24 protein-coding genes and 1 tRNA gene are annotated in these 25,081 nt (G+C 65.5%); 12 read left to right on the forward strand and 13 right to left on the reverse strand.

What is annotated here, in order from left to right; translation table 11 throughout:
- Positions 1 to 2,553 (reverse strand): hypothetical protein, encoded by a 2,553-nt coding sequence (locus HMPREF0291_RS04395; protein ID WP_005288556.1) that lies wholly within the window; start codon positions 2,551 to 2,553, stop codon positions 1 to 3.
- Between the two features lie 49 nt (positions 2,554 to 2,602).
- Entirely contained in the window at positions 2,603 to 3,460 is an 858-nt protein-coding gene (locus tag HMPREF0291_RS11755) for an HhH-GPD family protein (RefSeq protein WP_040424198.1), read from the reverse strand.
- A gap of 21 nt (positions 3,461 to 3,481) precedes the next feature.
- On the opposite strand from HMPREF0291_RS11755, the gene HMPREF0291_RS11760 reads away from it, so the two are divergent.
- Together HMPREF0291_RS11760 and HMPREF0291_RS04410 are read left to right on the forward strand one after the other, a co-directional pair.
- Positions 3,482 to 4,096 (forward strand): carbonic anhydrase, encoded by a 615-nt coding sequence (locus tag HMPREF0291_RS11760; protein ID WP_040423496.1) that lies wholly within the window; start codon positions 3,482 to 3,484, stop codon positions 4,094 to 4,096.
- 11 nt (positions 4,097 to 4,107) lie between these two features.
- Positions 4,108 to 4,932 (forward strand): hypothetical protein, encoded by an 825-nt coding sequence (locus HMPREF0291_RS04410; protein WP_232210323.1) that lies wholly within the window; start codon positions 4,108 to 4,110, stop codon positions 4,930 to 4,932.
- A gap of 25 nt (positions 4,933 to 4,957) precedes the next feature.
- Here the strand turns inward: HMPREF0291_RS04410 and disA are convergent, their stop codons facing one another.
- Genes disA through HMPREF0291_RS04425 form a run of 3 tightly spaced genes read right to left on the reverse strand, consistent with a single transcriptional unit; the run spans position 4,958 to position 8,020 of the window.
- The gene (gene disA, locus HMPREF0291_RS04415) at positions 4,958 to 5,998 is read right to left on the reverse strand and encodes a DNA integrity scanning diadenylate cyclase DisA (RefSeq protein ID WP_040424201.1); all 1,041 of its coding nucleotides are present in this window, start codon (positions 5,996 to 5,998) and stop codon (positions 4,958 to 4,960) included.
- Between the two features lie 2 nt (positions 5,999 to 6,000).
- Positions 6,001 to 7,410 (reverse strand): DNA repair protein RadA, encoded by a 1,410-nt coding sequence (gene radA, locus HMPREF0291_RS04420; RefSeq protein ID WP_005288569.1) that lies wholly within the window; start codon positions 7,408 to 7,410, stop codon positions 6,001 to 6,003.
- Positions 7,411 to 7,417: 7 nt separating this feature from the next.
- Entirely contained in the window at positions 7,418 to 8,020 is a 603-nt protein-coding gene (locus HMPREF0291_RS04425) for a hypothetical protein (protein ID WP_005288571.1), read from the reverse strand.
- Between the two features lie 283 nt (positions 8,021 to 8,303).
- Between HMPREF0291_RS04425 and HMPREF0291_RS04430 the strand changes: the two genes are divergently transcribed.
- The 5 genes from HMPREF0291_RS04430 to rlmB are packed head-to-tail and all read left to right on the forward strand — an operon-like array spanning position 8,304 to position 12,550.
- Positions 8,304 to 8,897, forward strand: a complete 594-nt coding sequence (locus HMPREF0291_RS04430) for a CarD family transcriptional regulator (protein WP_005288573.1) — start codon at positions 8,304 to 8,306, stop codon at positions 8,895 to 8,897.
- Positions 8,884 to 9,633 carry a 2-C-methyl-D-erythritol 4-phosphate cytidylyltransferase gene (gene ispD, locus HMPREF0291_RS04435; protein WP_005288576.1) on the forward strand — a complete coding sequence of 250 codons (750 nt, stop codon included), beginning with the start codon at positions 8,884 to 8,886 and terminating at the stop codon, positions 9,631 to 9,633. The genes HMPREF0291_RS04430 and ispD overlap by 14 nt, the downstream gene beginning before the upstream one ends.
- A 28-nt stretch (positions 9,634 to 9,661) precedes the next feature.
- Positions 9,662 to 10,141 (forward strand): 2-C-methyl-D-erythritol 2,4-cyclodiphosphate synthase, encoded by a 480-nt coding sequence (ispF, locus tag HMPREF0291_RS04440; RefSeq protein WP_005288579.1) that lies wholly within the window; start codon positions 9,662 to 9,664, stop codon positions 10,139 to 10,141.
- A gap of 56 nt (positions 10,142 to 10,197) precedes the next feature.
- The gene (cysS, locus tag HMPREF0291_RS04445; RefSeq protein ID WP_005288581.1) at positions 10,198 to 11,619 is read left to right on the forward strand and encodes a cysteine--tRNA ligase; all 1,422 of its coding nucleotides are present in this window, start codon (positions 10,198 to 10,200) and stop codon (positions 11,617 to 11,619) included.
- A complete protein-coding gene (gene rlmB / locus HMPREF0291_RS04450; protein WP_005288584.1) occupies positions 11,612 to 12,550 on the forward strand; it encodes a 23S rRNA (guanosine(2251)-2'-O)-methyltransferase RlmB in 939 nt (312 codons plus the stop codon). Before cysS ends, rlmB begins: the two co-directional genes overlap by 8 nt.
- Before the next feature lie 12 nt (positions 12,551 to 12,562).
- Here rlmB and HMPREF0291_RS04455 read toward each other — a convergent pair whose 3' ends face one another.
- Positions 12,563 to 13,435 carry a CE1 family esterase gene (locus HMPREF0291_RS04455; RefSeq protein ID WP_005288587.1) on the reverse strand — a complete coding sequence of 291 codons (873 nt, stop codon included), beginning with the start codon at positions 13,433 to 13,435 and terminating at the stop codon, positions 12,563 to 12,565.
- A gap of 18 nt (positions 13,436 to 13,453) precedes the next feature.
- On the opposite strand from HMPREF0291_RS04455, the gene HMPREF0291_RS04460 reads away from it, so the two are divergent.
- A complete protein-coding gene (locus HMPREF0291_RS04460; protein WP_005288590.1) occupies positions 13,454 to 14,563 on the forward strand; it encodes a LacI family DNA-binding transcriptional regulator in 1,110 nt (369 codons plus the stop codon).
- Here the strand turns inward: HMPREF0291_RS04460 and otsB are convergent.
- From otsB to thrE, 5 genes are all read right to left on the reverse strand, one after another.
- Positions 14,526 to 15,353, reverse strand: coding sequence for a trehalose-phosphatase (otsB, locus tag HMPREF0291_RS04465; RefSeq protein ID WP_005288593.1), 828 nt, complete (start codon positions 15,351 to 15,353; stop codon positions 14,526 to 14,528). The genes HMPREF0291_RS04460 and otsB overlap by 38 nt on opposite strands.
- Entirely contained in the window at positions 15,350 to 15,802 is a 453-nt protein-coding gene (locus HMPREF0291_RS04470; protein WP_005288596.1) for a hypothetical protein, read from the reverse strand. Before HMPREF0291_RS04470 ends, otsB begins: the two co-directional genes overlap by 4 nt.
- Positions 15,799 to 17,127: an alpha,alpha-trehalose-phosphate synthase (UDP-forming) gene (locus HMPREF0291_RS04475; protein WP_005288601.1), complete on the reverse strand. Its 1,329-nt coding sequence runs from the start codon at positions 17,125 to 17,127 to the stop codon at positions 15,799 to 15,801. The genes HMPREF0291_RS04470 and HMPREF0291_RS04475 overlap by 4 nt, the downstream gene beginning before the upstream one ends.
- Positions 17,128 to 17,142: 15 nt before the next feature.
- The gene (locus HMPREF0291_RS04480; protein WP_005288605.1) at positions 17,143 to 17,601 is read right to left on the reverse strand and encodes a hypothetical protein; all 459 of its coding nucleotides are present in this window, start codon (positions 17,599 to 17,601) and stop codon (positions 17,143 to 17,145) included.
- A 118-nt stretch (positions 17,602 to 17,719) separates the two neighbouring features.
- The gene (thrE, locus tag HMPREF0291_RS04485; protein WP_232210324.1) at positions 17,720 to 19,369 is read right to left on the reverse strand and encodes a threonine/serine exporter ThrE; all 1,650 of its coding nucleotides are present in this window, start codon (positions 19,367 to 19,369) and stop codon (positions 17,720 to 17,722) included.
- A gap of 118 nt (positions 19,370 to 19,487) precedes the next feature.
- On the opposite strand from thrE, the gene HMPREF0291_RS04490 reads away from it, so the two are divergent.
- Positions 19,488 to 19,560 (forward strand) — tRNA-Thr (locus HMPREF0291_RS04490).
- Between the two features lie 20 nt (positions 19,561 to 19,580).
- Here HMPREF0291_RS04490 and HMPREF0291_RS04495 read toward each other — a convergent pair.
- Entirely contained in the window at positions 19,581 to 20,699 is a 1,119-nt protein-coding gene (locus HMPREF0291_RS04495; protein ID WP_005288613.1) for an HNH endonuclease signature motif containing protein, read from the reverse strand.
- Between the two features lie 395 nt (positions 20,700 to 21,094).
- Between HMPREF0291_RS04495 and HMPREF0291_RS04500 the strand changes: the two genes are divergently transcribed.
- Positions 21,095 to 21,814, forward strand: coding sequence for a response regulator transcription factor (locus tag HMPREF0291_RS04500; protein ID WP_005288616.1), 720 nt, complete (start codon positions 21,095 to 21,097; stop codon positions 21,812 to 21,814).
- A 38-nt stretch (positions 21,815 to 21,852) separates the two neighbouring features.
- Positions 21,853 to 23,292, forward strand: coding sequence for a sensor histidine kinase (locus HMPREF0291_RS04505; RefSeq protein WP_005288620.1), 1,440 nt, complete (start codon positions 21,853 to 21,855; stop codon positions 23,290 to 23,292).
- Between the two features lie 6 nt (positions 23,293 to 23,298).
- Here HMPREF0291_RS04505 and HMPREF0291_RS04510 read toward each other — a convergent pair whose 3' ends face one another.
- Entirely contained in the window at positions 23,299 to 23,724 is a 426-nt protein-coding gene (locus tag HMPREF0291_RS04510) for an HIT family protein (protein WP_005288622.1), read from the reverse strand.
- Positions 23,725 to 23,755: 31 nt separating this feature from the next.
- Between HMPREF0291_RS04510 and purD the strand changes: the two genes are divergently transcribed.
- Positions 23,756 to 25,027, forward strand: a complete 1,272-nt coding sequence (gene purD / locus HMPREF0291_RS04515) for a phosphoribosylamine--glycine ligase (protein ID WP_005288625.1) — start codon at positions 23,756 to 23,758, stop codon at positions 25,025 to 25,027.
- Positions 25,028 to 25,081 lie beyond the last annotated feature (54 nt).

Consider the following 25,081-nt stretch of genomic DNA (forward strand, 5'->3'; position numbering starts at 1 on the left):
TTAACCGCCGTAGCTGCCTTCGCTGCGCAGGCGGGCAAGCAGGTTGCCGTAGGCGGGTGCGCCGGTGCGGTCGCTGAACTCGTCAAGGTGGAGTTCCACCCAGAGCATCATGTCGGAGCGGTCGATGTCGCGGGCGCGCTCCCAAACGTTCTCGAAGACCAGCGCTGCTTCGTCGTGGTGGCCGGCGCTGCCGAGCGCGAAGGCGTTGCGGCCGCGAATGAGTGTGGACACCATGGGGTTTCCCACCTCCGTGAGCACGGGGATTGCCCAGGTGGTCAGCGCGATGGACTCTGCATGGCGGCCGGTGCTGCTGAGCAGTTCGACCAGGTCGGAGATCCAATCGTAGTTTTTCACCAGGAGCTGCGGGGCGTCCTCGTCGTGGCGTAAGACCTGCTCGGTGAGGGATTGGAAGCGCTGACTGGTGGCAGGCCATTCTTGGGCGAAGAAGTCGTCGCCGGTGCGTGTGATGAAGCGTGCCATTGCTGCCGCAGCTTCGAGCCGGGCCCACGGTTCCGCTGTGTCTGCGGTGGTGTTGAGGAGATGTTCGGCGGTGCCGGCGAGGTTTTCGGCGGCGGAGGCGAGTTGGGCGTCGATAAGCAGGTTGAGCGCGGTGCCGATGAGCACGACGTGCTGTGTGATGTCGCCTGTGCGTTCGGCGAGGAAGGCGGCGCTGAGGATTTCCTGCGCACCGCGTAGCTCACTGCCAAGGCGTCCGAGCCGAATGCCCTTGAGTGGACGCAGCATGACTTCGGCAGCCTCCGGGTCGTCGATAACGTCCGGGTGGACGCGCTGTTCAGTCAGTGTCTTGTCGATCATCGCGATGGCATCCATTTGGCGCCCTGTTTGAATCGTGCCGGACGTCAGGTCGCGCAGCAGCGGGTAGGAAATCTTCTCTGCGGCGGCGAGTGAAACAGCGAAATCGAGGAGCTCATGGGCACGGCCGGAGTCCTCCTCGTCGAGCTCGATGAGTCGTGCGAGCAGGCCACAGGTTTTCTCGATAGCCGTGTCTGGATCGAACGAGGCCACGAACGGCAGCGCGTGCTTGCCGACGTCCCCGAGGTACTCCTCCGGGAACAGCCCCTCCAAGAGGAAATTGATCTCGATGGTGCTGCGCAACTGCGGGTCGACGGTGGGGTCCTGCGCGAGAGCCATCATGTCCCGGAACATCTGGGTGATGTCGTCCATGGATTGCGGCTCGCGGCTGCGGATCTCCGACATTCGCGGGTCGGCGTCGGCGCGGGTGGGGTATTGGGATCCGTCGTAGCTTCCGTCGATGCGGGCTTTGGCGTAGGTGATCAGCTCTGGGTCGTAATCGGCGTCGACGGGGTGGAAGCAGATGTCGCGCGGGGAGTCGTCTTCAAGCTTTGAGATAGCAGTGTCTTCAAAGTGATCCGCGTCAAGGGCGGGTACGCGGTGGCGCTCGTTGTAGTAACGGGCCCAGAAGTCGTTGCCGTTGCGCGCGTCGCCTTCTGCGGCGTCGCGCAGGGCCACCCGGCCGAAGTCATCGGTGAGTGCGGCCACTGTCGGGTTCGGGCCAACACCTACGTACCGCTGCCACCGCGGTGAGGTGTAGCGCACCATGGCGCGTTCGCCGTGGCCGTTCTCCGCGGCGGCGCGGAAGAAGATGAACAGCGCTCCAGCGACGCCTGCGGTGTCGTCGATGAACGGCTCCGTGGCGCTGACGAGCGCGAACGCTTCGTCAGCGAGGCCGCCTTGAAGCAGGAATGTCGCGATTTGGATGACCGCCTCGTTCAGGTCCGGGTCTGCGACGGCGAGCTGGAGAGCGATCTGCGCGCGCCGGACAGACTTCTCGTAGTCGATGTGGGCGGCCAGCGGGCTCAGCGATTCGGCGATCATCGCTGCCGGCTGGTTTGTGCTGACGTGTCCGGAGTCCACCATGATGTCGACGATCTCGTCGCATTTGTCCAGCATGCCTTGCTCGAGGTAGGCCATGGCTGCAATGTCGTGGCGTCGCAGCCACTCGACGGCCCCCAGCTTATCGACGTCCCCTGCACCCGGAATGTACCCGTCCAACAAGGGAATAACCCGGTCGCTTTCGTTGCGGTTTTGGTGGTGGGCGATTCTCAGGTTGAGGATGTCGTCCGGGTCGTCGAAGACTTCTTCAGCGAAAGCGAGTGCTTCCTCCGACTTCTCAACCGTTCCGTCCTCCCGGCCGGGAATGCGCGCGATGATGAAGTCCAGAAAGCTCCGAAACAGATTCGGCATGGGGGTGCCGTCTTCGTTGAGAGGTTGCGCAGGGTCCGTGGTTGCGGAGGAGGCGTAGTGGTGCGCGCGGAAGCGGTCCGGTTCGCGTTGGTGCATTGCATACAGGTCTTTGAGCTCGTCTATTGAACCGACCGGATCGTGCGCTGCCCGTGCGTACATCGCATCGAGGCGGGTGCGGTAGGCCAGCTCCTCGCCCTCGGGTGTGCCATCTTGGGCCATCAGGGCGATGAGAGGATCGATCTCGGCGAGATACTCGTCATGGGGCATGCCGGCCGCAGATTTCTCGCTGAGGTCTAGGGCTTTGTAGTTGAGTTCGTAGAGGTCCATGCGGACAATGCTAAACGTTTCCTGAGAACGCGGCAGGCGGCTCAGGCGGCTACGGCAGGCGGAAACGGCCGTTGGCATCCTGCACGGCCAACCCGTCCTCAAGCAGCGAGAACAGCGCGCGGGAGCGCTGCGGCGCGTCTGGCCAGACCAGGTCGATCACGCCTTGCTCGACGGGCGTATTGGCCTCGCGCAGGACCTTCATGATTTTCCCGCGTACCTGCCGGTCCGTGCCGACGAACTTCTGCACTTTCTTGCCCGCCAGTTCCTCCTCGGTGGGGGCGGGGGAGCCGGCGGCGACCCAAGCGCAGTCGCTGATAAGCGGGCAGGACTCGCACGCGGGGTTCGTCGCAGTGCAGACCAGGGCGCCGAGCTCCATCAGGCCCGCGGAGAACACATCCGCGTCCGTGTCCGGGAGCAGCTCCGCGACCCATTCCAGCTCGGCCTTCTGCGGTTTCGCCACCGGCCGTCCCAGCTCGGCGCGGGCGTAGACCCGGCGCACATTCGTGTCCACCACGGGCACTGCCTGCCCGAACGCGAAGCACGCGACCGCCCGCGCGGTGTAGTCGCCGATCCCCGGTAGCGCCAGCAGCTTATCGACGGCGCTGGGCACCTGCCCGTTGTGAACGTCGACAAGCGAGGCGGCGCATTCCTGGAGCCGCAACGCGCGACGCGGATACCCGAGCGTGCCCCACGCCCGCAGCACCTCGGAGGTGGGCGCGGCGGCGAGATCCGCGGGCGTGGGCCAGCGCCGCATCCACTCACGCCACTGGGGGGCGACGCGAGCGACGGGAGTCTGCTGGCTCATGACCTCGCTGAGCAGCACGCCCCACGGCGACGTGCCCGGCTCGCGCCACGGCAGATCGCGGGCGTTCGCGCGGAACCACTCGGTCACTTTCGCGGGATCAATCACAGTGCCATAATAGTGGCCATGGCATTCCGAAAAATACCGCGAGAGACCTGGCAGCACCTGCTCGAAGGAAATGAGCGTTTCGCCACTGAAACTTCTGAGCGTCCAAACAACAACAGCGCCCGCCTCCAAGAACTGCGCGCCGGCCAAGAACCGTACGCAGCAGTGCTGGCGTGTTCCGATTCGCGGGTGCCTGTCGAGATGCTTTTCGACGCCGGCCTCGGCGAACTCTTCGTCGTCCGCACCGCCGGAGGGTGCGTGGACGCCGCCGTGACCGGATCCCTGGAATTCGCGGTGAAGAATCTCGGGGTGTCCCTGATCGTCGTGCTCAGCCACGAAAGCTGCGGAGCGATCGGTGCTGCCGCCACCTCCTTCGAGGAAGGGGAGATGCCCACCGACCTCACCCGCGTGTTCGTGGAAAAGATCGCGCCGAGTGTCATCGAAGCCAAGAAGCTTGAGCACGCCGACCGCGCTGTCATCGAAGAGACCCATGCGACGGTCACCGCCGAGCACTTGCGGCACCGTATCCCGGACGTGGAGGATCGCATTGCTGACGGCTCGTTGGGCATTGTCGCCGCGAGATACCGGCTTGAGGATGGCCGCGTCACACCCGTCGGAGAGCACTTCGGCCGATAAGATCTACAGGCGTGAGCCACCAACCGCCCCGACGAGACAGTTACACCCCGCGCCAGCCGCGGCGCCCGGAGCGCGGTGACGCGCGTGACTCTGCACGAGTCACTGAGACTCGCCCCGTGCGGTCCCCGCAGCGCCTCCCGCAGGAGGTCTACGTTCGCCGCAGGGTCGCTGCGTTGGTCATCCTCCTCGCCGTGGCAGCGCTGGTGGTGTGGGGTTTAACTGCGTTCGCGCGCTCCGGTTCCGACGAGCCGGAACAGCCCACCACAACCGCGCCGGAGACAATGGTGACCACCCCGACCGAACCGGACCCGGGCGCATCCGCCACGGAGACAGAGACAGAAACCGAGACCAAGTCCACGGACGAAGATTCCACGGAGCCGTCCGAAAGCGAATCCGACAAGCCCGACGAGGCTGCCCTGGCCTCCAAGAAGACCTGCGAGCTCGAGGACCTGCAGCTGACCGTGAAGGTGAACAAGACCGCCTTCGACAGCTCGGATCCGGAGGATCAGCCGGACATCACCGTCGAGGTGAAAAACCCCACCGGTGCCGACTGCGATATCGACGCCACCGAGGATAAGCTGCGCTTCGAGGTCTACGCCATCGGCCGCGAAGGCTTCCAGCCCGTCTGGGGCGACACCGACTGCTACGACCCGGTGATCAACGGTGAGCAGACCTTCCCCGCCGGTGAGTCCCGCCACTTCAGCGCAACCTGGTCGCGCCTGGGGTCCTCGCCGGGCCAGTGCTCGGCACGTGAGCCGGTCGCGCCGGGCGCCTACGTCGCTTCGGTCTCGCTCGGCGACAACGCCTCTGAGGGCGTCACCTTCAACATCAACTAGGAGCTAGACGAGCCACCTCCTAGAGTCAGCTAAGTCGGCGCAGACCCTCCGTAATGTGGCGCGCCCACAGCGGCGAGACGTGCTCCGCCACCGCGAGCTGTTCCGGTTCAGCTGCGCGGATGGCGTCCAGGTCGCCGAACTCTTCCACGATGTGGTCAATGAGGAACTTCTGCACCCGCGGGATACGCGACAGCACGCGGTAGCCGCGCGGGGTGACCGATTCGACCAAATTCTCTTCCGTTGCGGGCAGGCCGAGCAGGCGCGCCAGCGCCGCCGAGGTGAGTAGGTCGGAGTCGGGGAGGTTCTCGAGGTCGCGCAAGGCGCCGTCGATAAGCTCGGCGTGCGGAACGCCGTCGGTGACGATGTAGTCGCACACGAGCATCTCAATGTCATCGTCGATTGTGCCGCGCAGTTCGCTGAGCTGGAGGCGCAGCTGGCGGGCGTCGGTGCCCAGCTCAATGATCTGGTCGTCGACATCGCGGGCGGCGCGCTGCAGCAGCAGCTGGCGTTGCAGCAGATGCAGCACGTCTTCGACAGCGGCGTAGCGGTTCATCTCGGCCACCGCGAGGCGCTGGTTCGCCTTATCGACGCGCGAACGGTACTGCTCCACTGTCGCAATCGCCTGCCGCGCACGCGTCATCATCACACCGGGCTCCTCGATGACGTGGCGTTTCCCGGCGGCGTAAACGGTGACAATATTCATCGACGCCGACACCGACACCACCGGCGTGCCCGTGTGCAGCGCAGTGCGTTCAGCCGCGCGGTGGCGCGTGCCGGTCTCGGATGTTGGGAACGTCGGCGACGGCACAAGCTGCACGTTCGCCCGCGTGATGCGGGTGCCGTCCTCGGACAGAAGGACCGCGCCGTCCATCTTGGACAGCTCGCGCAGCAGCGTCGGAGAGAACGGCACGTCGAACTCGATGCCGCCGTCGCAGATGGGGGTGACGTCGGGGCCGTCGCCAAGCACGATGAGCGCGCCCGTGTGGCCGCGCTTGATGCGCTCAAGTCCGTCGCGCAGCTCAGTGCCCGGGGCGAGACGCAGGAGAGTTTCGCGCATGCTGGTCATAATCACCCGAGCATACGCTTATCGACGACACCAATCGCCTCCTTCAGCGACCCCACCTCCGCCACACGCATCCCGTGCTGGTTCGCCGGACCCTTGGAGCCGCCGGGGACGATCGCGTTCTCGTAACCGAGACGAGACGCCTCCGCCAGGCGACGGTCCAGGGAGGGCACGCGGCGCAGCTCGCCGGCCAAGCCCACCTCGCCGATGACGACGGTGCGCGGCGGCAGCGGCGTGTTGTGCAAACTCGACCAGGTGGCCAGCGCGACAGCGAGGTCAGTGGCCGTCTCCGTAATGCGGACACCGCCGACCGTGGCGACGTAGGCGTCTTTGTCATTGGTGCGCTCCCCGCAGCGGGCCTGGAGGACCGCGAGCACCATGGGGACGCGGTTGTAGTCCAGGCCGGTGACCACGCGGCGTGGCGACTTGTTCACCGGGTCGACGGTGAGCGCCTGGACCTCCGCGAGGATGGGACGCACGCCGTCGATCGCCACCGTGACCGCAGAACCGTCGGGGGTCTGGCCGCGGTGGGAGAGGAACAATCCAGACGGGTCAGGAACCTCGCGGATACCGTCGGCGGTCTGCTCGAAGCAGCCGACCTCATCGGTCGCGCCGAAGCGGTTCTTCAGCCCGCGCAGCATGCGCAGGCTCGTCTGGCGGTCACCCTCGAAGTTGAGGACAACGTCGACCAAGTGCTCCAGCACGCGCGGGCCAGCGACGTTGCCGTCCTTAGTGACGTGGCCGACCAGCAGGATCGGCAGGTTCGTCGACTTCGCCAGGCTCGTCAGAGCTGCCGTCACCGCACGCGACTGAGCGACACCGCCAGCGACGCCTTCCACACCGGGCGCCTGCATCGTCTGGACCGAGTCCACGATCAGCAGATCGGGTTTGACCTGGTCGACATGGCCGAACAGGACATCCAGGTTCGATTCCGCCGCCAGGAACAGGCGGTCTTGCAGAGCTCCGGTGCGTTCAGCGCGGCCGCGGACCTGGGAAGCGGACTCTTCTGCGGTCACGTACAGCGCGGTGCGCGGTTCACCGTCGGCACCGTCGGCACCGGCGGAAGCCCATTTCGACGCCACCTCCAGCAACAGCGTCGACTTTCCCACGCCCGGCTCGCCGGAGAGCAGGACCACCGATCCGGGGACGATGCCGCGGCCGAGGACGCGGTCGAGCTCGCCGATGCCCGTCGATAAGCGATGCGCCGCAGTGGCGTTGACTTTGGTGATGGGTTGCGCCGCTGACGACGGCGTCAACACTCGCGGGCGCGCCGAACCTGCGCCGGAGGCCGCGGAAACAGGGGCGGCTGATTCGGCGAGGGTGCCCCACGCGCCGCATTCCGGGCAGCGGCCGAGCCACTTCGGGGAGGAATAGCCGCACTCAGAGCAGGTGTAGACGGTGCGCTTCTTGGCCAAAGGCTAGTTACTGTGCTTCTTTGGCACTACCGTGGCCGGACTCCTCCAGCTCCGGCTGGCGGACGGAGTCGCCGGACTCGAGTGTCGGCGCAGCCACGGTAGCGGTGATATCGATGGTGCCGGAGTCGAACGTGAACGTCACCGGGATGTTGCCGCCGTAAGCGAAGTCCTTGTTGTCCAGGGCGGTCTCGACGTACTCGACGCAGGCCGTGGTGTCGGTCGACTGCGGCATCTGCTCCAGGCCGTCGGCGGAATCACCGACGATGTTGCAGTTGTAGCCCATCGGCTCCGTCGAATCCATCTGCACAGACTGTCCGTCGACCTCGATGGACTGCAGCTTGTGCTCGTGCATCTGGTAGTCCTGGTTCGACGCCGTGAACTTCAGGGCCGCTTCGCCGTTCTCGTCGAGGAGGACCGTGACGTCCTGGACGGTGACGGAGCCGTCCTCAGTCTGGGCGCTGGCACCGTTGACGGCCGCAACCTGAGAAGAGGTCTGGGTGATCTGGCCTGCCGAGCACGCTGCGAGCAGCAGCGCGGAAACAGCTGCAACAGAAACTGCGCCGCCGCGGCGGGCGACAGACTTCAGGGACTTCACGTCGATGTCCTCCATTACGAACAATCACGAATTACGGGGAATTCTGGGCGTATCACCGGTTTACCTTAGTCTTTCCTGGCCCCTAATTCACAGTTTTGCGCTGCCCCCGAGATCTTCCCCACGCCAGAACAGGGGTCAACCGGGGGTAACCGGGTGTGGTGTGCGCGCGGTGCACGCCGGCTTTCCGGGGTGGCAGCGCGCCGTCGTCAAGCACACTGCGCAATCGCGGACCGGGTAGCGATGTTAGAATCGTGGAGTTATTGGTCAGTGTGCCCGAGCTGTCTGCAAGGAGATGCCAGTGGATTTCAAGGTCGGAGAAGTGGTGGTCTACCCGCACCACGGTGCTGCGCGGATCGCGGACATCGAGCAGCGGGAGATGGGCGGGGAGACCCTCGACTTCCTCGTGCTGAACATCCTGCAGTCCGACTTGTCCGTGCGTGTCCCGGTGAAGAACGCGGAGCTGGTCGGCGTGCGCGACGTGGTCAACGAGGATGGCCTGCGCAAAGTCTTCTCCGTGCTGCGCGAGACCGACGTTGAGGAAGCTGGCAACTGGTCCCGCCGCTACAAGGCGAACCAGGAGCGTCTGGCATCGGGCGACATCAACAAGGTCGCCGAGGTTGTGCGCGACCTGTGGCGCCGCGACCAGGGCCGTGGCCTGTCCGCCGGTGAGAAGCGCATGCTGGGTAAGGCCCGCCAGATCCTCGTCGGCGAGCTCGCGCTTGCGGAGCCGATCGATGAGGCGAAGGCCGACGACATGGAAAAGGAAATCCAGTCGATCATCGCCCGCCACGTCGAGCAGGGGCTTGTGGCTAAGCCGAGCGACGACATCGACCCGGACGATGATGTCGACCTCGACGACCTGAGCTTCGACGACCCGGATGAGGACGACTAAACGCCGCGTCGTCGCCCTTGTCGCCGCAGCCGGCCGCGGCACGCGCCTCGGCGCCGACATCCCGAAAGCGTACGTTCCACTGCGGGGGCGCACGCTGCTGGAACGCTCCGTTGCAGCGATGGAGACGTCCGAAATCGTCGACCACATTGGCGTCATCGTCAGCCCCGACATGGAACCGCTGGCGCGCCGTTTGCTGCACGGGCACGATGTCCAGTTCATCCACGGCGCCGGCGAGCGCGCAGGCTCCGTGTGGGAGGGCATCAAAGCAGTTTCGCTTATCGACGAGCTTGCCACCTCCGCCGTCCTCATCCACGATGCCGCTCGCGCCCTGACCCCGCCGGGCATGATCGCCCGCGTGGCCATGGAGGTCCTTGCTGGCGCGCCCGCAGTGATTCCCGTCCTCCCCGTCGCTGACACCATCAAACGTGTTGACGCCGCTGGCACCGTCGTGGACACCCCCGACCGCTCTAGCCTGCGCGCCGTGCAGACGCCGCAAGGGTTCGACCTGGAGACGCTGCGCGCCGCGAACGAGGCTTACTTCGGTAAGGGCGCTGCTGGTGCTACGGGCTTTGTGCCGACGGATGACGCGAGTCTCATGGAATGGTTCGGCGTCCCCGTCGCCACCGTGCAGGGCGACCCGATGGCGTTCAAGATCACCACGCCGATCGACCTGGTCCTAGCCAAGCGCATCACGGACGAGGCAGAGCCGACCGTCTTCACCGTCCCCGGCAGCTAACCGCCAGCTGTAGCTAGGATCGGAGCGCATGAGTACTTCGCGCTTGCGTGTCGGCACAGCTTTCGACGCCCACCAGATCCAGTCCGGTAAACCCTGCTGGATCGCGGGACTTAACTTCGAGGGGGTTGACGGCTGCGAAGGGCATTCCGACGGTGACGTCGTCTCGCACGCGATCGTGGACGCGGTGCTGTCGGCGACGGGGCTTGGGGACTTGGGCAGCTTCGTCGGCGTCGGACGCCCCGAGTACGCGGGCGTGACGGGTGTGCAGCTGCTCACCGAGCTGCGTGGGCTTGTGGAGTCGACCGGTTACACCGTGGTCAACGTGTCCGCCCAGCTGATCGCGCAGACCCCGAAGATGGGGCCCGTGCGCGAAGAGGCGGAGCGCACCCTGTCCGAGGCGCTCGGTGCGCCGGTCTCCGTGAGTGCGACCACGACCGACCACATGGGATTCACCGGCTCGGGCGAAGGCCGGGCGGCCATTGCGACGGCGTTGGTGGAGCAGCCTTGAGGGGGCGACGGCGTCGATAAGCGGGCCTGAGAGCGCGCATCTGGCAGACTAGGTACGTGACTCAGCAGATTTTCGACACCGCCACCCGCACGCTCCGCGCCTTCGAGCCGTTCCGAGATGGACACGTGTCCATCTACCTGTGCGGCGCGACCCCGCAGTCCTCGCCGCACATCGGGCACCTGCGTTCCGGAGTCGCGTTCGACATTGTGCGCCGCTGGTTCGCTGCGAACGGCAACGATGTGGCATTCGTGCGCAATGTCACTGACATCGACGACAAGATCCTCACCAAGGCAGCGGAACACGACCGCCCCTGGTGGGAGTGGGTGTCCACGTACGAGCGCGAATTCAGCCGCGCCTATGAGACGCTGGGCGTGCTCCCGCCGAGTGTTGAGCCGCGCGCAACGGGGCATGTCACGCAGATGGTCGACTACATGCAGCGGTTGATGGACAACGGCTACGCGTATGCGGCGGACGGTTCTGTCTACTTCGACGTTGCGGCGTGGGTCGCAGCCGGCGGCGACTACGGGTCGCTGTCCGGCAACCGCGTCGAGGACATGGAGCAGGGCGAGACAGACAACCGCGGCAAGCGAGGCGCGCACGACTTCGCGCTGTGGAAGGCGGCGAAGCCTGGTGAGCCGAGCTGGCCTACCCCGTGGGGTGACGGCCGCCCGGGCTGGCACCTGGAGTGCTCCGCGATGTCGACGTGGTACCTGGGCGAGTCCTTCGACATTCACGGCGGCGGCCTCGACCTGAAGTTCCCGCACCACGAGAATGAGCAGGCTCAGTCGCACGCCGCCGGCGACGGCTTCGCCCGCTACTGGATGCATAACCACTGGGTCACCATGGCCGGCGAGAAAATGTCGAAGTCGCTCGGCAACGTGCTGTCCATCGACCGCATGCTTGAGGCGGTGCGCCCTGTCGAGCTGCGCTACTACCTGGGTTCCGCGCATTACCGCAGCGTGCTCGAATATTCGCCGGAAGCGCTGCAAGAAGCGGCAGTTGCTTATCGACGCATCGAGGACCTTATCACCCGGGCCAGCGCCCTCGCCCCCGTTGAACCGGGCCAGTGGACTGACGCTTTTGCAGACGCGATGAACGAGGACTTCAGCGTCCCGCGCGCCTTGGCCGAGATTCACAACACGGTCCGCGCCGCGAACAAGGCGCTCGCCGCCGGCGACACCGACGAAGCGACGCGTCTCGCCGGAGCAGTCCGCGCTATGGCAGGCGTGCTGGGTGTTGATCCGGTTGAGTGGGCAGGCCGCGCCGGCGCCGGCTCTGATTCCGCCGACACCGCCCGAGTGACTGAGGCGCTGGACGTGCTTGTGCGCGCCGAGCTGGACCGCCGCGCTGAGGCGCGTGCCGCAAAGGACTGGGCAACTGCCGACGCTGTGCGCGACCGCCTCACCGAAGCCGGCATTGAGGTCACGGACACCGCCGACGGCGCACAATGGTCCCTGAAGGAGAACAACAATGGCTAAACCGTACGACCGGCCCGACAAGCAGAAGAAGAACAAGAAGGGCGCGACTAAGGGGTCCGGTGGTCAGCGCCGCCGCGGCCTCGCCGGCAAGGGCCCGACCCCGAAAGCGGAGGACCGCGTCTATCACGCCGCGCACAAGCGCAAGCTGGAGCGGCAGCGCCGCGACTCCGGACGGCACGAGCGCGAGGAGGCCGACCTAGTCGTCGGCCGCAACCCCGTGGTGGAGTGCCTGCATGCGAAGGTGCCGTCGGAAGCTTTGCTCATCGCGCAGGGCACCGGCCACGACGACCGGCTGAGCGAGGCCGTCCAGATGGCCAACACCCGCGGCATCCCTGTCCACGAGGTGCCTCGCCGCGACCTGGACAACATGACCGGCAACACCTTGCACCAGGGGATCGGCCTGAAGATCCAGCCGTACAAGTACGCCGACGTTTTCGACCTGATCGGGGGTGTGCGCGACCGTGGCGAGACCGGCATGTTCGTCGTCCTGGACAACATCACCGACCCCCGCAACCTGGGTGCCGTCATTCGTTCGGCGGCGGCGTTCGGTGGTCACGGCGTCATCATTCCGGAGCGTCGTTCTGCCCAGGTGACGGGCGTTGCGTGGCGAACCTCCGCCGGCACCGCCGCCCGTCTCCCCGTTGCCCGCGCCACCAACCTCACCCGCACCATCAAGGAGTTCAAGGACAACGGCTACATGGTCGTCGGACTCGACGCCGGCGGCGAGCACACCCTGGACACGTTCGACGGCGCCACCGACCCGGTGGTCATCGTCGTTGGTTCTGAAGGCAAGGGAATCTCGCGGCTGGTTCGCGAGAACTGCGACGTCATCATGTCGATCCCCACCGCGGACTGGGTCGAATCCCTTAACGCATCCGTTGCCGCGGGCGTGGTGCTCAGCGAGTTCGCCCGCCAGCGCCGCGTGCAGTAGTTCGGGCTGGCGCTACAGCCCGAAGAAGTTCGCAACGATCTCCGCGCCGACCACCTTGTCGGTGCCGGGGCCGAGCTTGTCGCTCATCTGCTTCGGGTTGGGGACGAGGTGGCCCATGCCTTCGATGGTCCACAGCTCGACGGGTGCCGCGCCGCTGGCAGCATCGACCGCTGGGGAGCCGGGTGCGCCGGGGCCGAAACGGTCCACGCGCACGCCGCTGACGGGCTGCGCGGAGACGGGCTCGGCATCCTCGCCCAGCCCGTTGAGCGTGGCGAAGAAACGTGCCGACTCGAGCGCCGCACGAGCCTGACCGCGGTTCGTGTCACCGATCCCGGACATGCCGCCGTCGTAGGGGACGAGCGGGTCGGCGGTGCCTTGGATGGAGAGGACGGGGGTGGGGGACCAGGCGTCGTAAAGCGGGCGCAGCTCGGGCAGAACGTTGTCCGCGGCCGGCCACGGCGAACCGAAGCACGCGATGCCGCTGAGTACTCCCGGGCGCTCGAGCGCGAAACGCTGCACCATCTGGCCGCCGTTGGAAAAGCCGCAGCCGATCACCCGGTCGGTTTCGTAGTGGGAGATCAGGGTGGTGAGGAAGGCGGTGTCGTCGACAAGCTCGCGGCGCGCGCGTTCCTGGAATCCGACGCGATGGTCGTTGAAGTGCCGCCCCACGCCGTCGGGATACAGCACCACGCAGCCGCGGTCGGCGAACTCGTCGAACGTGTTGCCCGTGAAGTTGCGCGCGACGCTGCCGGATTGCAGCGAACCGTGCAGAAACAGAACCACGGGCGCGCCGGGGCGCGGCGAGTCCGGCAGCACCTCCGTGTAGCGGCGCTCGGTTCCGTTGCTGGTAAGGGTACGGCGGTTCACAATCACCCTGTTCACCATAGACAGTACGGTAGTCGCATGATGCAGAAGAAGGGCACGCTCGCATCCATCGCTGCTGAGTTGGGGGTCTCGCGCACGACAGTGTCGAACGCGTACAACCGGCCCGACCAGTTGTCAGATGTGCTGCGGGAGCGCATTTTCGCTGCGGCGGCTGCGCGCGGGTACACCGGTCCGGACCCGATGGCGCGGTCGTTGCGCACGCGGCGGGTCGGGGCGATCGGGGTGATTCTCACCGAGCACATGTCGTTCGCGTTCGAGGATCTGGCGTCGATCGACTTTCTCGCGGGGCTCGGTGAGAGTTCGATGGGCACGCACAACGCGCTCACGCTCATCCCGCTTGGTCCGGATGGAGGCGAGTCACCGCTGGTCGCCAGTGCGCTTGTCGACGGCTTCGTCGTCTACTCCGTTCCGTCTGCCGAACCCCACCTGGATGCCGTGCGTGCACGCGGCGTGCCGGTGGTGGTGTGCGACCAGCCGTACGACACCGGCGACGCGTTCGTCGGCATCGACGACCGGGCCGCGATCCGCGCGACCGCCGAAGCGCTTGTGGGGGCCGGGCACCAGCGGATCGGCATTGCCGCGAAACGCCTGTTCTCGGACGAGTCACGCGAAGGCGCCGTCACCGCGGCGGACGTCGCGGAGGCGGACATGCACGTGCAGCGTGAGCGCATCCTCGGTGCGCTCGATGTGTTCGCAGGCGCAGAGATTTCCGGGGTGCCGATCGTGACCAGGCATTTCAATGACCATGCGACTGCAGTCGATGCCGCTCGCGAGCTTTTCGACGCATCCCCCGACCTCACCGCGGTCCTCTGCACCACCGACTCCATGGCGCTGGGCGTGCTGGATTATTGCGCTACCCAAGGATGGGACGTGCCCGGGGATGTCTCTGTCACGGGGTTTGACGGAGTCGCGCCGGCGCTCACGCGCGGCCTCACCACCGTCATTCAGCCGAACAAGCGCAAAGGGGCGACGGTGGGCAAAGTGCTGGCCAAGCTTATCGACGCCAACCTCGACGACACCGCCGCTCCATCCGGGGCGGCCAGTGCGAGCCCGGACGCGGACATCCCGCGCGTTATCCTGCCGACCCGGTTCAGCCCAGGGCGGACCGTCGCGCCGCCGCGAGAGTGACCAGGTAGTCGGCCATCTCGGCGACACCGCCGAGCCGGAACTGCGCCGCGGTATCTACTGTGGCGCTATCGCCAGTTGCAGCATCTGCAGCGGTACCTCTGGCTGCACTGCGGACGATCTTGATCCCCACATCGCCGGCCGCGGGGTCGAGAACGGTCAGGGCGGTTTCGTCAGTCACGTCGTCACCGGCGAACAGGGTCGCGGTGTGTTTTTGTTTCTCGGCGCCGAGCCAGGTGCCCTTTGTCGTGTCGACGACGGAGAACTCGACGACATTGTGCCCGGGCGAGCCGGCGTTGCCGTGGAGGGTGTCGGGGGAGAGGGCGAGGGCTGCGTCGATAAGCGATTGGGCGCGCGCGGGATCGGATTCCGCGAGCTTCGCGACGTGTAGAACGCGCTGGTACGGCTTATTTTCCACGAACGCTGGGGCGCTGCCGGCGACGATCTCGTTCAGCCGCGCGCTCACGCGATCGAGATACGCGCGTTGCGCCCCATCGAGCTGCGGCCCACCCTCCGTCGGCTCCGCACCGTGTGAGCCGACGAGAATCACCGGCGCGTCAAGCGGACACACGATCCGCAGCCCATCGAGGTGGCGCCCGGATAGCACTGCGACCGTCGTATCGCGCATGAGCGACAAATCCTCCAGCGCGGCGATCGCGTCCGGGTTGGGCGTGACGGCGTAGGCATCGGTGTGCAGCTCGCAGATCGTGCCGTCGAAATCAACGCAGACCAGCAGCTTCTTGGTGCGCGCAAGAGAGTCGAGTGCGGGGCGTGGGTCGAACGCGTCCGTCATCGTGCGACCAGCCTTATCGTCGGGGGATTGAGGTCGATCCCGTCACCGCGGCGGGCGGTCAGGGTGATTTCATCCTCACCGTACCGCCGCAGGTCGAACTCCGCGTCGGGGACGAGGATCTCAGAAAGCTGGGTGTGCAGGCGGCGGGATCCGCCGGCGCAGTCGCTGTCGAGCTTGCCGGTGGTGACGCCGCGCAGCTGCACGTCGCTATCGCTTATCGACGCCCCCGCCTGCAGCGGCGCGCACCCCGTCCGAGCCGTGAGCGACTCGCGGCCGAACACGATGACCGCGCGGCCGGCGGCGTCGAGCGGCACGTCGCCCGGGAAGTCGGGGTCGGTGTAGACGGCGACGATCTCCCAGGTCGTGCCCGCCAGCGGGTGGGTCGGTGCGGAACAGCCGGCGAGCGCGGCGGCGGCAGCGACGGCGATGGCAGCAGCTCCGCGCTTCATGCGCGGGCCAACTCGTCGAGGAAAGACTCCGCCCATGCAGCGACATCGTGAGTAGTCACGTGCTCATTCATCGCACGCATCGCGTCGCGCGCTTCGGTCGAACCTTGCTTATCGACGGCCTCCACAATCGCCCCCTTCACCGACTCAATATCGAACGGATTGCACAGGTGAGCCTGGTCCAGCTCGACGGCCGCTCCGGCGAACTCCGAGAGCACGAGCGCCCCGGAACCGTCCGGGTGGCAGGCGACGTACTCTTTCGCGACGAGGTTCATCCCGTCCTTGAACGGTGTCACCAGCATGATGTCGGCGGCGGAGTAGTAGCTGCGCAGCTGAGACTTCGGAACCGAGTGGTGCTCGTAGTGGACGACCGGGCGGCCGAGCTTGCCGTAGCGGCCGTTAATGCGGCCGACTGCTTCCTCAACACCCGCGCGGGTGGTCTTGTAGCTGGCGATGCGCTCGCGCGAGGGGGTAGCCACCTGAATCATTGCGATGGAATCGAGCCGGCCCTCCTGCAGCAACTCTTCGATCGCGGTGAGACGCTGGAGGATGCCTTTGGTGTAATCAAGCCGGTCGACGCCGAGCATGAGCGTGCGCGGGTTCGCCAGGGAGCCGCGGACCTGCGAGATATCCTTCTCATCCGCCGGGCTGAAACCGCCGTCACCGGTCTCGATCGAGATGGGAAACGTGCCGGTGCGCGGCGTTGTGGCGTGCGGGTCCTGGGCGGCGAGGTCCGTGAAGTTCATCTCGTCGCGCTTGCGTTGGAACCCGATGAGGTCTGCGCCCTCCAGGCCGCGGAGCACGTCGCGGCGCCACGGCAGCTGGCGGAACAAGTCTGGGCTGGGGAAGGGGATGTGCAGGAAGAATCCGATTGTCAGGTCTGGGCGCAGCTTTTTGAGCATCCCGGGGACCAGCTGCAGCTGGTAGTCCTGCACCCACACCGTCGCGCCTTTGCCGGCAGTGCTTGCTGCTGCTTGCGCGAACTTCTTGTTCACGGCTTTGTAGCGCTGCCACCACGAACGGTCGTAGGTCGGCTTCACGATGAGGTCGTGGTACAGCGGCCACAACGTCGAGTTGGAAAAGCCCTCGTAGAACTCCTCGAAATCATCCTGGTCCAACTCGACCGGGTGGAGGGTGATGCCGTCATTTTCAAACGGCTCGAAGCTGGCGTCAGGTTCGCCCGGCCATCCGACCCAGCAACCGCTGTTGCGCTTGAGCACCGGGGCGAGCGCCGCAACGAGCCCGCCTGGCGACGCCACCCACTGGCCGTCCACCCGGTCGACCGGGAGGCGGTTTGCCACCACCACAAACTGGTTGTCGCCGCTCATGAGACTGCCAGTCCCTTAACTGTCGCTGCCGGAAGAGTTTGCGGTTTTCTTCGCCGCCTTCTTAGTGGTCTTCTTCGCAGACTTTTTCGCGGCCTTCTTTGTCGTCTTCTTGGCCGTCTTCGTCGCCCTCTTGGTGGTCTTCTTCGAGGCCTTCTTGGTGGACTTCTTTGCCGCCTTCTCGGCGGTTTTCTTCGCAGACTTCTTCGTTGCCTTCTTGGCTGCGGTGCCGTCACCGTCGTCACTGTCGTTCGCGGAGGCAGAACCGGACTGCTCCAGTTCTGCCTCGTAATCCTCAGCGAACTGCTTGTACACCAAGCCCTCGGGTTCGATGCCGAGCATGCACATCAGGGTCACGCCGTCAACAAGATTCTCCGAGTAGGTGGCCACGACCTTGCGAGCCCCAGAAGCAGTTTGCTCCTCAACCGTGTGGACGGCGTCCGGGTTCGGGCGGCTATCGGTGATCTTGGGTGGCACGTGAAAACCTCCTGGTTTCTGGCCGGGCAACTGCGGCGGGTAGAGACCTGTCTATTCTACGCTATCCCGTTAGGCGCTGGGACCTGCGCCGGGGCGTTGGATCCAAGGTGGTTAGTGTCTAATCAGTCGGCCGGACGTCAGGCTGCGCTTTGGGCTCCGTCTTGGGTTCAGACTTAGATTTGAACTGAACTCCGGTATGCGTCTCGGTTTGCCCCTTCGACTGATTCTTTGATTGGGTCTTGGCCTGAATCTTGGCTTGGTTTTTGGCCTGGTTCTTGGCCAGGTTGCGGGCGGCCTGCTCGCTGAGTCGTCGAGAAGCGGCTTGCTCGGCGCGACGAATCTGCTGGAACGTCACGCGCCCGGCGGCGCGGAAGGCACGGTACGGGTTGAACAGCTGCGGGCGGCGCAGGCGGCGGGCGAACCACTCGCCGAGGACCACGCCACCGGCCAGCGCCAGACACGTGCCGATGGCCAAGAAGAGGTTATTCAAACCAAGAACGGTTTGTTCGTTGAGCAGTGCGTACATGCTGCGGTAGACACCTGAACCCGGCAGGAACGGGGTCACGCCGGCGACTGCGGTGATCAGGGGGGCGATCAGGAAGCGGCGGGCGAGCAAACCACCGGCTAAGCCGACCATGACCGCACAAATCGCGGTGGCGAACAACCGGCCGGAGCCGAAGGGAATGAGCACGGCGTAGTACGCGAAGCCACCGATGAAAGCGGTCACAGCGGTGACCACGATGGCGCGTCGTTCGGCGTAAACAGCAAGCGCGAAACCGGCGGCGGCGGCTGTGCCACCGAAGATGCGCACGGCGGCGGAACTGTACGTCGGAGTTGGCGGTTGCGTCTCGATCGGCGGCAAACCGGCACCGAATAGGTCCGCGACTTGAATGCCTATGGCTACGCCCGCGACGATCGCGCCGGTGTTGAGAAGCGCTGCGAAGAAACGCCCCGACGCTGTCACTGGTGATCCCGTGACACCGTCTTGAAGTGATTGCACCAGTGTCAAACCGGCGAGCAAGACCACGATGCCTGTTGCGATGACCTGGCTGGGCACAATGGTTGTGCCAGCCCGGGCGGCCAGGGTGTAGAACAAGGTGGCGGGCACCGTGGCTACGAAACCGCCGAGGACGCAATGATAGAAGTACGGCAGCTCTTTCTTCCCCAGCCACGCGTTGATCGAGGTGATCAGGGCGGCGGTGAACGCACCCAGCACCGACATGAACCAGTCGCCGCCGAGCAAGATCGAGATGGCCGCGCCCATAATCGACCATCCGGCGATGGAGACCCACAGCGGGTAGGGCGGTTTGGCGTTGTACAGGTCGTCGAGAATCTTCTCCGCCATCTCCGGCGGCGTCGCACCGGCGCGGATCGAGCGGATCAGACGGTCGACTTCCTGGAGTTTGGAGTAGTTCTCCGACATGTCGGACACGACGCGGAACACGCCCACCGGCTGCTTGCGGGCGGTGCCGATCAGCGAGTTGACGGTAATGGTGTTCAGCGTGATGTCCACGTGGCAGTAGTGCAGGCCGTACGACGATGTGACGGCGTGGATCTGCGCTTTCGCGTCCGAACTGGTTGTGCCGTTGGCGATGAGAATCTCGCCGACGCGCGCGCCGATGGTCATCACCGCGGCGACCTGTGCCGGGTCGGTCAGGTCGACGGGCGCGAGCACCGACGGCGGGGGCGACGTGCGGGCTTGGTCAATGGTCGCCACTGGGCCGGAGGAGCGCAACGCCTCCCGCAAGTTCTTCAACACCGTTGTCACACCGACACACTAACTGCCGCGGCAGGTTTCTGTGTGAAAGAACCCGTCTTTTGTCCCCCGGGGTCAGCCCCTTGTATGATTTCGGGTCAGCGCCTGCCGTTTTTGTGCGGGTGCGGTTGCTGGAGTGGCGCAATCGGTAGCGCAACGGTCTTGTAAACCGTAGGTTGCGAGTTCAAGTCTCGTCTCCAGCTCGTTTCTTGCTTATCGACGCCTACGCCGCCGTCGCCCCCACCGTCTCCGCGCCAGCGCGGGGCGGGCCGAACAGTGAACGCATCGCGCCGTACGGGTGTCGGTTATTGGGGCGTTCGTAACCCCTGGGGGAGACCCATACTGGGGTGCCGCCGCGCATTTCGATGCGGCCGCGGGTGGCGCGCTGCGGGTCATCGTCGTTGACGCGGTTGTGGTAGCGGCACAACGGTGCGAGGTTGCCGATGTTGGTTTCCCCGCCGTCTTTCCACGGCGTGATGTGGTGGATTTCGCAGTGGTCGGCGGCGTGCCGGCAGTCGGGGCTGGTGCAGACGGGCTGCGTCGCGGCGGCAAGGTCGCGCTGTTTCTGGTTGGCGAAGCGCTCGTCGCGGTAGAGGTTCACTGCGCCTTCCGTGGGGTGGAATAGGGCGGCCTCGAGACCGTACTCAGGTTTCGCGTGGTAGCGGGCAAGGTACTCGGCGCCGGTGATGGTGGTGCCGTTGGTCAGTCCGAGGGTGACGTCGTCGCCGTGGCCGCTGAGGATCTTCGTCCATTCGGGCAGCGGGATGAGCAACAGTGGTCTGGGCACGGCGTACGGGACTCCGCCGCCGTTGCGTATCAGGTCGAGGAAGCGTTCGAGCAGTTGCCCGGCGACGGGCCGTGTGGCGTCGAGGGCCTTGTTCATCAACGCTGCTTCGAGGTCGGCGATGTCGTGCTCGTCTGCGGTGATGATCATGGTGCGCCGCCCGTGGCGCGAGCCGGAGATGGTGATCCGCTTCTGCGGCGGCGTGTCGGCCCCGGGGAGGAGCTTCTTTACCAGCGCGTTGAGTGCCCGGTAGTCGCCCGCGGATTCGAGCAGCCGCACGCGCAGCTTGTTGCGTGCTTTGGGGCTTTTGATCTTCGCGATCTGGCGCTCAATGAGCGCAAGCTTATCGACGCTCAAACCCCGCCTCCTCGCCACTTCCCCCGCCGTTCTCTGCTTAGCGGGGGAGGTGGTGGGACCGTAGTACGCCTCGTGGACGCGTTTCCAGTTGCGGATGGTTGCTTCGGAGAATCCTGCGCTGAGAAGCTTCTGGCGGTCGAAGTCTTTCAAGTGGTCAAGAGCGTTGGTGGTCAGTGCTGAGATGAGGTTGTCGAGTCCCATGGCGAACACGCTAGACCCCTCAAAACTCCAGGTAAAGGGGCTAAAAAAGCGCGAAAAATCTTCACCTCCGAGGGAACCGGCACTCCCGCGGGCGCTGCTGAAGCGACAATGCGCTGCTCGGCGAGCGTGCGTGACGCGGGCACTAAGAGCGAAAGGGGACGGGCGGGGGCAGAGCTGCGAAAACAAAATTGTGGATAACTTTTTCTATCCACAGGCCCCAGGGTCACTTTTGGCCGCGAGGGAACCGGTTTCGCTGGTGACATGCCCCGGATTGAACACGGACTGAATGCGGATTAGGTGTACAGTGGACGTACAGCAAACGTTCAGCAAGACGTTGTTTACTTGCTCTGGAAACGCGCGTGCTTGTCGCGCGAACGGAAAGAGAGGAACCACCCATGGCTGATACGCCTACCCCGCAGAACGTCAAGGTGCTCGTTGTCGACGACGAGCCGAACATCGTCGAGTTGCTCACCGTTTCCCTGAAGTTCCAGGGTTTTGAGGTCGAGTCGGCCGAGTCTGGCCAGCAGGCTCTCGAGATGGCGCGGGAGCTCAAGCCGGAGGCTTACATCCTCGACGTGATGATGCCGGGCATGGATGGTTTCGAGCTGTTGGGCAAGCTGCGTGCCGAGGGCCTCGATGCGCCTGTGCTGTTCCTCACCGCGAAGGACGCTGTCGAGGACCGCATCCACGGCCTGACCATCGGTGCGGATGACTATGTGACCAAGCCGTTCTCGCTGGAAGAAGTCATCACTCGCCTGCGCGTGATTTTGCGCCGCGGCAACGTGACCGAGACCGAGACCGGGGACTCCACGATCCGTTACGCCGACTTGACGCTGAACGACGACACCCACGAAGTCACCAAGGCCGGCGAGATCGTGGAGCTGTCCCCCACGGAGTTCAACCTGCTGCGCTACCTCATGCTCAACGCGGAAGTGGTGCTGTCGAAGGCGAAGATCCTGGACAACGTGTGGCACTACGACTTCGGCGGCGACGGCAACGTGGTGGAGTCCTACATTTCCTACCTGCGCCGCAAGGTTGATCAGGGCGAGCCGCAGCTGATCAACACGGTCCGTGGTGTGGGTTACGTGCTTCGCACGCCGCGCCAGCAGAGCTAGCCGGCCGGGGTTAGCGGAAGGTCTCACAGGGTTAGTCGTTGGAGCGAAGCACCACTTTCACCCGGATCGCGACGGGCCGGGTCTCTCACCTGCGCCTGCGTACCCGCCTGCTGATCATTCTCATGGTGATCTCGGGTCTGGGTCTCGCTGGCATGTCAGTCGCAGTGTGGGGGTTGACCCGCAACCAGATCTACGAGCGTGTCGACACTGACCTGTACCGCGGCCTCGACAGCTGGGGCCTAAGCCGCGGAATGGGCCCGGATGTGACCACCGCATCCAATCTGCCGACGGAGTTCATGCTGATCTATTTCAGCCCCGCCGGAGGGTACAGGATGATGAACACTTCCGACCGCATCCCTGACCTGCCCAATGTCGAGCGCGACCGGATGCCGCACACCGTGCGCGCTCTTCCTGTCGACCCGTCGGGCCCGCAGGAACCCAACCCGCCCATGTTCCGCATCATCGCGATCGAGGCGCCTGACGGGACGATCACCGCGGTAGCCAAACGCCTTGATGGGGAGAGGAGGATGTTGGAGGGGTTGGCGGTGATTTTGGCGTCGATAAGCGTCATTGTGCTGGCGATGATGGGTGCCGCAGGAACGATTTACGTGCGCCGCGCGCTGCTGCCGCTCAAAGAGCTGGAGAATACCGCGATCGCGATTGGCGACGGCGACATCAACCGCCGCGCACCCGCCTGGCCGCGCGACACTGAATACGGCCGGCTGAGCTTCGCAATGAACACCATGGTCAGCCAACTGCAGGAGACCCTCGACGAGTCGCGGCAGAAAGAGGAACAGATGCGCCGCTTCGTTGGCGACGCCTCCCACGAGCTGCGCACCCCACTGACCAGCGTGCGCGGTTACACCGAGCTGTACCGCGCCGGGGCGACCGATGACGCCGACATGGTCCTGTCCAAGATCGACGAAGAGTCCGGCCGCATGAAGCTGCTCGTCGAGGATTTGCTCGCGCTCACACGCGCGGAGGGGGCGCGGCTGAACATGCGCGACGTGGACATGCTCGAACTCGTCTGCTCCGTCGCGGACTCTGCGCGCGCGGCGTTCAGCGGCCGCAACCTGGCCGTGACGCACGAATCCAGCGACATTCCGCTCGTCTCAGGCGACCCAGACCGCTTGCACCAAGTGGTGCTCAACTTGATCAGCAACGCGTTCAAGCACGCGGGCGACGATGCCAACGTCACCGTGACGGTGCGCGACTACCTCGACCGTGTGTACGTCGACGTCGCTGACGATGGCATCGGCATGAGCAAAGAGGACGCCGCGCACATCTTCGAGCGCTTCTACCGCGCCGACACTTCCCGCAACCGCTCCAAGAGCGGCGGCGGGTCAGGGCTGGGGCTGGCGATCACCAAATCGATCGTTGAGCAGCACGGCGGCGCGATCAGTGTGGCTTCGGAGCAGGGCGTGGGCACGAAGTTCACGATCAGCCTGCCAAAGGCGGGCGCGCACACCGACGCCTAGACGGGTTTAGACGCGGCGGCCGTCCTCGCCTGTGCCCAGCTGCTCGCGGAGTTTCGCAGCGGCGTCGTCCATCTTCGCGTCGTCGGTCTCGTCGGCGCGCATGATGTTCTGCAGGCTGTAGCCGGACATGTCGTTGGCGGGGAAGACGTGAATGTGGGCGTGCGGGACCTCGAAACCGGCGATGAGGTAGCCGGCGCGTTCGGACCCGAACGCGTTGATCACGGCCTGGCCGATTTCCTGGGCGATGTCGTTGGCGTGTGCCCACGTGTCACGGTCGAGGTCGGTCCACTTGTCCACTTCTTGCACCGGGACGATCAGCGTGTGGCCGTACGCGACCGGCTCGATGGTGAGGAAGGCGGCGACGTGGTCGTCGCGGTAGACAAAGCGGCCGGGCAGTTCTCCGTCGATGATCTTGGTAAACACTGTGCTCATACCCGCCCAGGGTAGCGATAGAATTGGGCGCATGCGCATCCTTGTTATCGGCTCGGGCGGCCGCGAACACGCCCTTGTACATGCCCTGTCTGGCCACGAGGTTCATGTGGCGCCCGGCAACCCCGGCATGCAGGCGGAGAGACATGAGGTGCTTGTCGACGATCGCAGTGCCGTCGTCACGCTTGCCCGCGACATCGATGCTGACCTGGTGGTCATTGGCCCTGAGCAACCGCTCGTTGCCGGTGTCGCGGACGCGCTGCGGGAGGCTGGCATTCCTGTGTTCGGACCGTCGCAGGAGGCAGCGCGGCTGGAGGGGTCGAAGGTCTTCGCCAAGGAGGTCATGGCGACTGCAGGCGTGCGCACGGCGCGGTCGAAGCGCGTGACCGATCCGGACCAGGTGAAGGTCGAGCTGAAGAACTTCGGCCCCAACTTCGTGGTGAAGGATGACGGGCTCGCCGGCGGCAAGGGCGTCGTGGTCACTGATGATGTCCGCGAGGCTGTCGCGCACGCTAAGGCCGTTATCGCCGACGGTAACCCAGTGCTGCTGGAGACGTTCCTGTCTGGGCCGGAGGTGTCGCTGTTTTGCCTTGTCGACGGCGAAACTGTCGTCCCCTTGTTGCCCGCTCAGGACAACAAGCGTGCCTACGACAACGACGAAGGCCCCAACACTGGCGGCATGGGCGCGTACGCTCCGTTGCCGTGGCTGCCGGAGGACGGTGTGCAGCGCATCGTCACTGAGGTCGTCGAGCCGGTCGCGCGCGAGATGGTGCGCCGCGGCACCCCGTACTCGGGACTGCTGTACGCCGGGTTGGCGTGGGGTGCCGACGGCCCGTCGGTGGTGGAGTTCAACGCGCGCTTCGGTGACCCGGAGACCCAGGCCGTGCTCGCCCTGCTGGACACCCCGCTCGCGGACGTCCTGTACGCCACCGCCACCGGCACCCTCGCCGACCTTCCGCCGCTGAAGTGGAAGGACGGCTACGCCGCGACCGTCGTGCTGGCCGCGGAGGGCTACCCGGAGTCGCCGCGCAAGGGCGACCCGATCACCACATCCGACCCCACGCTTCTCGACGATCCTTCCCGCGTCCTCCACGCCGGCGTCGCCGCATCCGCTACCTCTACCGACGATGCTGCGGCGCGATACGTCTCTGCGGGCGGTCGCGTGCTCAACGTCGTCGGCACCGGCGCCACTCTTGCCGACGCCACCGCAGACGCCTACCGCACCATCGAGCAGATCGAGCTGCCCGGTTCCTTCTACCGGAAGGACATTGCCCGCAAGGCGGTCGACGGCGAGATCTCGGTCTAGCTCTCCGCTTCGCCTGCTTTTGGCCGGTGGGGCGGCGGACCGGGTCTAAACTGG

Source organism: Corynebacterium genitalium ATCC 33030, from assembly GCF_000143825.1.
In the GTDB taxonomy this organism is placed as follows: Bacteria; Actinomycetota; Actinomycetes; order Mycobacteriales; family Mycobacteriaceae; genus Corynebacterium; species Corynebacterium genitalium.